This is a genomic window from Geobacillus sp. LYN3 (assembly GCF_003064505.1).
Lineage (GTDB): Bacteria > Bacillota > Bacilli > Bacillales > Anoxybacillaceae > Parageobacillus_B > Parageobacillus_B toebii.
On record NZ_QCWL01000001.1, the window covers coordinates 1,343,686 to 1,346,163 of the forward strand.

Genomic DNA, 2,478 nt, shown 5'->3' on the forward strand with positions numbered 1-2,478 from the left:
GCAGTCAAACTTCTTTGGAAGCCCCCACTTCAAATTTTCGCTAGAAATTAAGTGGGGGTAGTTCACTTGAAAGGCTATATGATGAGTATGAGAAAGTAAAAGTTCGGTTTGTTGGATTTACGTCAAAGGATATTCGCTATGATTTTGGGATTGTGTATACGAATATGTTTTTTGGCAAACCTCTTGTTATTTGCATGCAAACAGGCCGCTCCACTCTCCTCGATCCAAAAGATGTAGAAAACCACGAGTATTTGCAAAAAATTTTCCGCATCGATACGAAAGAGCAAGCTGCTGATTTAGCGGAGTTCTTCTCAGTTGTCCTTCCATTCTCATCGGTTCATCCTGAATATGAGTATTAATAAGCGAGTATGGTTACTCGCTTTTTTGATGAGTAAAAATTAAATGTGACATACAGATTAAGTGTTGACAGCATAAATGTGATATATTATTATTGAATTAGCTAATAAATATATCATCATAAAGGAGTTTTGGGGATGGGCACAATTGTATGTCAAACATGTGGTGCGACGATTGCGTATTTTGAAGATGAAAAAGTGACAACGCTTTACGGAAAATGCTGCGGATGCGATTGCGACGAGGCTGAAGAAGAAGGAGAATAAAGAAAAGGTCAAACGATGGGGGAAGGTTTGGACATAGCGCGCATGTGAAAGGGGCACATGCGCGCATTTATTTTTTGGATAAAAAAAAAGCGTAAGCTAACTTGCTTACGCTTTTTTAACTTTCCCTGCTCTTAAAGGTGGGAGAAGTTCAACGGATTGGCTTATGTTCTTTAATGACACGCAATGTTTGTAACGTATCGTCCTCTGGCCCTTGCACCGGCAGACCGACTTCTAAGTTCTTTTTGATATAGTTTAAATTTTCTTCGGTAATAATTTCTCCAGGAATAAAAATCGGAATTCCTGGCGGATAAACCATAATAAATTCAGCAATAATCCGTCCTGCTGATTCTTCAAATGGGACAATTTCCGTTTCCGCGTAGAATGCATCACGCGGAGTTAATGCGAGAGTAGGGATGTCTGGCAATAATACTTTTGGTTTTACTCCTTTCGCCGCCTGATGGCGAAATTGTTCAGATAAATGGCGAAGGGCATTAACAAGCGCGTTCGTTTCCCGCTCTGTGTCGCCAGGTGTAATAATGCATAAAATGTTGTATAAATCGGATAATTCTACTTCAATGTTGTACATTTCGCGCAGCCATTTCTCGACGTCATATCCCGTTAAGCCTAGTTCTTTGACAGAGATGGTAAGCTTGGTTGGATCGTAATCATATGTTGCTTCCGTTCCTAGAATTTCTCTTCCGACACAATAAAGATAAGGGATTTCGTTTATTTGTTGCCGAGTCTTTTCGGCAAGCTGAATAGTTTTTTCAAAATGTTCCCGTCCTTGTGTAGCAAGCCATTTGCGTGCAACATCTAAAGAGGCTAACAACAAATAAGAAGTAGATGTTGTCGTTAGCATGCTTAAAATAGCTTGTACGTGTTTTGCGGATACGAGCCCTTCACGCACGTTTAAAATAGAGCTTTGCGTCAAAGAGCCACCTAGTTTATGGACGCTTGTTGCAGCCATATCCGCTCCGGCCTGCATGGCGGAAAGCGGAAGATCTTCATGAAAATGAATATGGACACCATGCGCCTCATCAACGAGAACAGGAACGTGGTAAGAATGAGCGATTTCAACAATTTTCTTTAAATCGCCAGAGATACCAAAATATGTTGGATTAATAACGAGAACACCTTTTGCATCGGGATGTTGCTTAAGTGCTTTTTCTACTGATTCCGGTGTAATTCCGTGTGAAATCCCGAGTTCCTTATCGATTTCCGGATGAATGAAAATCGGTATTGCACCAGAAAAGACAATGGCAGACATGATCGATTTATGCACGTTACGCGGAACGATGATTTTGTCGCCAGGCCCAACTACCGACATCACCATTGCCATAATGGCACCGCTTGTTCCTTGGACAGAAAAAAATGTATAATCAGCCCCAAATGCCTCAGCGGCTAACTCTTGAGCGCGCTTGATAATGCCTTTTGGGTGGTGAAGATCATCAAGAGGACCGATATTAATCAAATCCATCGATAGCGCATTTTCTCCAATAAAATCACGAAACTCATGGTCCATCCCTGCGCCTTTTTTATGGCCAGGAATATGAAATTGAATAGGGTTTTTCTTAATATGCTCTAATAGACCAGTGAACAATGGTGTTTCAAACTGTGACAATGTTTTTTCACACCTCTTTTTGCATAAAAATAAAACAAATGCATTATAGCATTTATTTTTTTATTTGCAAAGCATTATTTAATCATTAATGAATGTGAAATTTTTTACTACACATAAATTGAGAATAAAAAAGGAAAATAGGCATGTCAACAAGAAACATAGTATACTATATAAATTGAAATAAAGGTTTTCTCCCGTTCCACGGCGAATAAATAAATAAAAGAGAAAATAGGGGAA

Annotated in this window: 2 protein-coding genes and 1 pseudogene; 2 read left to right on the top strand and 1 reads right to left on the bottom strand. The window is 39.4% G+C overall.

The genetic code is table 11. From position 1 onward, the window contains the following. Positions 1–68: 68 nt before the first annotated feature. Positions 69–359 (top strand): annotated as a pseudogene (locus DCC82_RS07035) (DUF3055 domain-containing protein); the annotation flags it as partial. 135 nt (positions 360–494) lie between these two features. Further along, entirely contained in the window at positions 495–620 is a 126-nt protein-coding gene (locus DCC82_RS07040) for a GapA-binding peptide SR1P (protein ID WP_015863302.1), read from the top strand. A 148-nt stretch (positions 621–768) separates the two neighbouring features. Here DCC82_RS07040 and DCC82_RS07045 read toward each other — a convergent pair whose 3' ends face one another. After that, positions 769–2,241, bottom strand: coding sequence for an aminotransferase class I/II-fold pyridoxal phosphate-dependent enzyme (locus DCC82_RS07045; RefSeq protein WP_062678297.1), 1,473 nt, complete (start codon positions 2,239–2,241; stop codon positions 769–771). Between the last annotated feature and the right edge of the window lie 237 nt (positions 2,242–2,478).

Excerpts from the sequence above, each read along its gene's own strand:
- DCC82_RS07040 (WP_015863302.1), top strand. The coding sequence starts at position 495 with ATGGGCACAATTGTATGTCAAACATGTGGTGCGACGATTGCGTATTTT.